This window comes from Microcoleus sp. OTE_8_concoct_300 (assembly GCF_031383065.1).
In the GTDB taxonomy this organism is placed as follows: domain Bacteria; phylum Cyanobacteriota; class Cyanobacteriia; order Cyanobacteriales; family Microcoleaceae; genus Microcoleus.
The window spans coordinates 1-6,215 of the sequence record NZ_JANMZH010000049.1 but is presented as its reverse complement, the minus strand read 5'-3'; the positions used below and the strand labels follow the sequence as shown (position 1 = coordinate 6,215).

Genomic DNA, 6,215 nt, shown 5'->3' with positions numbered 1-6,215 from the left:
GTAACGTCGTTCGGTGTACCACCACCAGATAGTTCAGTTTGGGTTCTTGACCCGCAAGCTAGACACTGTTTTAGTCTCAGATTTAAAAGGTGGTGAGCCTTTCTCTTCTTTGCCCCATGCCTTTAGGCTGGGGTTGGTGACCAATTTCCTCTCTCTCTTTCCTTGGGTGTTGTTCTCAGCAATTGCCAATTTTGCCTTGACATTTTGCCTTGACATTTTGCTTTCACGTCCCTCGGCTAACACGCCCGGCAGGCCGGGCACCGCGTCCCATCAAATTTTATCATCTTATCCCCCTTGATTTGAGGAAAGCAAGACATATTTCTACCTGTGGGTTAGGGATTTTCACCTGTTGCATTGATAAGGGGCAACTTTCAATCAAAAGTCCGATCGCACCTTGAGCATCTGTGATCCGAGTAAAAAGCGTTTTTTGGGAGTGGTCTGCCACAGCGAAGTTACTTATAGCGAGACGATCGCACAGGGACAGTAAAAGCAAAACCGATATGCTCCGCGATCGCACTTACCCCGGGACAGCAAAAATAATCAAGCTCCCTGTGGTAAACTACGAAAAATAGTTTTAAATCCGCAGGCTCGGATGGAAGCAAAACTATGTCAAGTTTTAAGCGATTTACATCTGTCCGCTATCTGATAGCGCGGTTGCGCCACTGGACGCAACCGGCCGTTTGGGCTCCGCTAGCCGTGCTGTGTGCGGGGGGGGTATTTATCTGGGAGGTCTCTGTACATCCAGAAAGGTTGAGCATAGATGGCGAAGAAGAAGCTGCCTCAAACAATTCAGGTTCGCTGCCGGGGCTGTCTGCCGAAGATAGCGCCATTGCGGCGGAAATCGACAGCTTACCAGTGCTAGTCAATCAGTTAAATGGCTCTACTTCTTCTGCACTGAACTTGTTAAATTCATCAGTAGTAAAAAGCCAAGGTTTATTCGAGGAAATTAGCGCTCGGGGTGGTGGAATTCCTCAGCCATCTTCAGCCCCCAAGCGGGTGGCAAGCAGCAGATTTTTGCCCTTGCCAAATTTAGCAAATCCTGCTGTCGGAACCGCAAACAATAACCCCCAAAATTCCAGCTTGCCAAGTTCAGACGCGACATCAGCTTTGAGTTTATTTGGCAGTGGGGGACTGATGTCCGGGATAAAAACGATCGAGCCTGAGTCTGGGAGTAGAGCGACAGCAACTTTATCCCAGGCCTCGAGTGCTGCTAATTCAGGCAAACAAAACGAAAATTCTCTTCCTTTGAGTCCGCTGCAAGCAGCTATGAAAAAATACGTCCTTACTAACACGGAGGCAACGGCGACTGCGGCTCAGAAAACTGCCGACTCGGCTACATTGCTCGATCGACCAGCCCCGGCTCCGGCTGCGGCAAATGCGGCAAATTTGCTCCCAACCACCGCTACAGTTCAAGCTGGAGCAAATCCTGTGAATGTTCCTGCAGCACTTCCCCCACTTGCGGCTCCGACAAATACTGCGATCAAGGAATCTCAAGAATTATTAAACCCGACAGCTACAGTCACTGAATCATTTGCTGGGTTAAATTCCAGAGTACCGAACCTCCCCGAAATTAATGCAGGGGCTGCAACGGTGGCTTTGCCGAAAAATCCCTACCAAACTAATTTATCTGGTTCCGGCTTCGCACCAGAAGTTCAACCGACTGCACTTCCAGTTCCCACACCTTCGCCAATACCTCTACTTCCCAATGTCGGACAGTCCCCCTTTCCGAGTGCTGGTGGCCCAAGCAAGATAATTAGCCCTCAGTTATCTCCTAATTCAGCGAATTCTGAATTTCAACCAGCTCAACCGAGTCAGCTTAACTTGCCGGATCCGCCTAACTTTGGAGTTGTTCCCCAAAACACAAATCAGGGCGGGCAGCCCATTCAACCGCAACCTTTTTCTACACCCCGCTCCCTGACTCCAGGACGCTACATTGGCGGCGGCAAAATCAATACTTTTGCTAATCCTTAAATAAAGGAAGTTCGGCAACGAAAAGGATATTACCAATTCCCAATTCCCAATCACCCATTCCCAATGTTATTGGTAAAACTTACCGAGAAGCAGCCCGCACCAACAACAATCCTCCGATTCCCAAGCCAAACACGATCGGCAGCCAAGCCGACAGAATCGGAGTCAAAACAGCTTTCACGCCCATAGAACTGGTGATAAAAGAAAATACGTAGTAAGTAAAAATCACAACTACGCTAATACCAAAACTCGTTCCTCGGCCGGAGCGGCGCGGTTGAGTTCCCAAAGCTGCTCCCACTAAACCAAATACCAGGCACACGAAAGGAAAAGCATATTTTTCTTGAATTCGCACCTGTAATTTGCGAATTTGCGGTTCATCGCCGCTGTTTTTAAGGATATCCAAACGCTCTAAAGCTTGGGCAATGTTCATTTCCTTGAAATCCCGCGCTCTAGCAGCTAAATCTAAGGGCGTGCGGGGGAGTTGCAACTGCTGATGTTGAAACCTAACTATATTGCGGTAAGAGCCGTCAGGAGCAACTATATAAGCGGTTCCGTTGAAAAAATCCCAGGTATTTTCTGAGGGATTCCAAGTAGCTGATTCTGAAGAAACGATTTGATTGAGGCCTGGGGTGGAGCGATCGATAATTGTTAAACCTTTCATTCGCTGGCCGTCAAACTGTTCAGCATAAAAAAAGCGTGCCAGGGTTTCGTCGCCGCCTTTTTCTGGTTTGCGAAATTCTGTGTAGATAATATTTCTATCTTGAAATATCGGTTTTTCTCGCTTCAGGGCTCTGTCTAAAGTCAGAGTAGCTCTGTAGCTGGCGGCGGGTACGACTAACTCTTGCAAAGCAAAGGTGAAGCCGGCAACAATTAAACTCATAATCACTGCAGGCAGTATCAATCGGTAAACGCTAACTCCGCAACTGCGGAGGGCGATGAGTTCGCTGTCGCTGGACATTCGGCTGTAGGCCATTAAGGTTGCTAGCAGCATTGACATGGGGAAAGCCAATACTACGAAGTAGGGAATTTGCAGGAGAAAAATTTCTATGGCGGCGCTGTAGGGGAGGCCGGATTCTGTTACTCTGCGGACTAATTCAAATAAGGCTCCAACTGTGACGGCGACGGATGTAAAGAGTCCGACGCCAAAGAGAAATGGCCCGATTAGTTCTTTGGTAATGTACCAGTCCATTACTGAAATTCTCGGCAGCCAGTTGATGGGATTCAAAGAATTGGATATTGCTATTTTCATAGTGGCGCGTTGTCGCAGATTGCTCCTTAATCTAAAATCTAAAATCTCAAATTCGACCGTTTGCCGAATGCATTCAAAAGACTATCGCACGAAGCTGTCGCCCAAGTAATACTGCCGCACTAAAGGGTTGCTGTAGAGTTCTTCTTCAGCCCCGGAGGCTAAAATTTGGCCGTCTCGCATGATGTAGGCTCGATCGGTAATTTCGAGGGTTTCTCGGACGTTGTGATCGGTGATGAGGATGCCGATTTTGCGATCGCGCAGTTTAGCAATAATGGTTTGAATTTCGTCTACGGCGATCGGATCGACGCCTGCAAACGGTTCGTCTAAAAATAGGAACATCGGCCCGTCTCGCCCTGCGGCTAATGCTCTGGCCAATTCAGTCCGCCGCCTTTCTCCCCCAGAGATTTGAATTCCCAAACTCGATGCTATTTTTTCTAAGCGAAATTCTTGCAACAGGAAATCGACTCGATCGCGCCATTCCCAGCGCGGCACTTGAGTTTGTTCTAGGACTAATAAAATGTTGTCGCGCACGCTCATGTTCCGGAAAATGCTTGCTTCTTGAGCCAGATAGCCAATTCCCAAATGTGCTCGCTGGTGTATCGCCAATTTAGTGATGTCTAAATCATTTAGCCAAACGGTGCCTTGATTTGGTTTTTCTAATCCGGTTGCGATGTAAAATGTTGTGGTTTTACCGGCACCGTTGGGGCCGAGCAGTCCTACGATTTCTCCTTGGGCTACCGAAAGGTTGACGCGACTAACTACATTGCGTTTTCCGTAGGATTTGTGAATATTTTCGAGTACAATTTTCATTTTCGCTCCCGGCAACCTCTACAAGGTGACATACTCCTACATCGTAGCTGTACTCAGCTCGATGTAGGCTTCTTTGCAGCCCGATGAAGGGTATACAAAATTTCCTTCGTGGTACTGTTATCCATAGTTCCTGCTACAGAAAGATTCCCACTACGGCATTTTATACTGGGGAAAACGTCCAACCCCAGTCTTTTCCGATTGATCGCTGCGTTAATATCGCGATCGACCATCAAAGAATTTTGCTCATCCCAATAGTCTCGAATACCGCAATCGGTGAAAATAATTTCATTCCGATAACACAGAACCATTGAGGTGTAGGCAGGCTTTTGTGAAATGACGACTGATCCAGCTTTTTCGGCTATGTAGTCCAGCGTCTTAAAAAATTGACAAAATGCAGCGTCCAACCAAGACTTATTTAGCCCTGACTTAGCTGACTGACCGTTCGGCAGGTAAGTTCCATCATTATCTTGCTTGGCTTTGTTCCGTTTAGTTAAGCCCTTCAAGTTTAAGTCTTCATGAAAAAAGAATTTAGCTCCCGACCTCACCAATTTGTGAGCAGTCTTATAGTGGAAATCTTGACGAGAACGAGCTATTTTTTGATGTTGTTTTGCTTCTTTTTTAGCTAATTTACGTCTCGACTTAGAACCTCGTTTCCGTTTATTTCGTTTGGTTGAGATACGGTCTAACTTGGCTTGGTTTTTACGAAGCGGTTTTAACGAGGGTAATTTCTCACCTGACGACGTTGCCAAATAGACATCTTCATTCAGCACTGCATCCAACCCAATTGAATTATCCCAATTTGGGCTAATTTTGTCAGGTGTGAACTCGGGAACAGAAGAGTCTTCAAGCATTAATTGAAAAAACCAACCATCAACTTTGCTGGTTACACTAGCTTGCTTGATGGTAAATCCATCGGGGACCCTGCGGTGCATCCGAACTTTTATGACCCCTAATTTCGGCAATCGAATATAAATCCAATTCTTGCGAACCAATTTAATCCAATCATTATTAGCCGTAGAAAAAGTCATCGTTCGGTAATCTGCTTCAGTTTTAAATCGGGGTCTACCCGACTTTCCACCCTTACTATCACCTACGATAAACCGTTCAAATGCTTTATGTACTCGCTTAGATACATCTTGCAGGATAGTTGAATCTACCTGTTTAAAGTCCAATAGCTCGCCACTATAAAAAACTTTTACTAAGTCTTTTTTGATGACTGGCAATTGTTGTTTTTGAGAGTAGTAGTTTGGCTTTTCCCGGGGCGCAGAAATGCTGGCTATCAATGGACAAGCATTCACAGTAGTGCGGTTCATCTCCCACCAATCAAATCGATCTCCTAACTGTCTGTTATACCAATAACGGCAAATTCTCAGCCAGTGGTTAAGGCTTAACTTTTGATTAGTGTCGGGATAAAATTGATACTGGTATGTTGTCTTCACTGCGCTACGAATTTTACGCATTTATTTAGCAATAATGTACCAGAAAATGCTATTTTGTGTCAAGTAATTTTAAAATTATAGAGAAAAACAAAATTGGCTCATTAAATAAAGATTTTGTTTTTCTCGTCATCTACCTGTTCAGTGCTCAAGATTATACTTTTGAGGTCATAAACAGGTGGAATCATCGTCTCACGCGCCTTTCATCCCACACTAACCTTTGATCGGTATAGTGTGGGGATTCCCGTCTGGTTAGCTAAATTTCAAACTGCAGCTTTGTGCGATCGAGTCTCAAGTGGATATTTTACAATCTCCTGTTTTTTAATTTATAAAATAAGAAATTTCGCATCTATCCCAAGTAGTATGTTTTTATCGATGCGAAATTTCGCTGCCACTAGCTATTTTTACCTGGGAGCTGTTGGGGGGCTTGCCGGCGGTTTAACACCGGAATTGGGATTAACCGGGGCTGGTTTGGGGCCCACCACGTTTTGGGCTGCAGCATCTTGTTCTGGGGCAACCAGATAGACCGATTCTACCTGTCCTGGGTTGTCCGGCAGGGCAATAAACCGCCCTTCGTCAATGAGGTATGTTATGGTTTCACCGCGCAGGCTGTTGCCCTGCTGCAAGACGTAAACATCTCCGCTGAGAATGATCCGGCGCTCGCGGCTGAAGTATTGAGCTTGAGCTGCGGTTGCTTGTATTTGGCGGGCTGGATAGTTGATTTGGACGTTGCCGCGGGCTGTCACGATGCC

At 46.1% G+C, this 6,215-nt stretch carries 5 protein-coding genes; 1 reads left to right on the top strand and 4 read right to left on the bottom strand.

Annotated elements, in window-relative coordinates; genetic code table 11:
• Positions 1-606 precede the first annotated feature (606 nt).
• Positions 607-1,971, top strand: a complete 1,365-nt coding sequence (locus tag ACUVJL_RS02360) for a hypothetical protein (RefSeq protein ID WP_445244376.1) — start codon at positions 607-609, stop codon at positions 1,969-1,971.
• 79 nt (positions 1,972-2,050) lie between these two features.
• Here ACUVJL_RS02360 and ACUVJL_RS02355 read toward each other — a convergent pair whose 3' ends face one another.
• From ACUVJL_RS02355 to ACUVJL_RS02340, 4 genes are all read right to left on the bottom strand, one after another.
• Positions 2,051-3,217, bottom strand: coding sequence for an LptF/LptG family permease (locus ACUVJL_RS02355; protein WP_445244375.1), 1,167 nt, complete (start codon positions 3,215-3,217; stop codon positions 2,051-2,053).
• 81 nt (positions 3,218-3,298) lie between these two features.
• Positions 3,299-4,027, bottom strand: coding sequence for an LPS export ABC transporter ATP-binding protein (gene lptB, locus ACUVJL_RS02350; RefSeq protein WP_445244374.1), 729 nt, complete (start codon positions 4,025-4,027; stop codon positions 3,299-3,301).
• Between the two features lie 53 nt (positions 4,028-4,080).
• Positions 4,081-5,487, bottom strand: a complete 1,407-nt coding sequence (locus ACUVJL_RS02345; RefSeq protein ID WP_445244373.1) for an RNA-guided endonuclease InsQ/TnpB family protein — start codon at positions 5,485-5,487, stop codon at positions 4,081-4,083.
• Between the two features lie 380 nt (positions 5,488-5,867).
• On the bottom strand, positions 5,868-6,215 hold a 348-nt coding region (locus tag ACUVJL_RS02340; protein WP_445244372.1), incomplete at its 5' end, for an LptA/OstA family protein.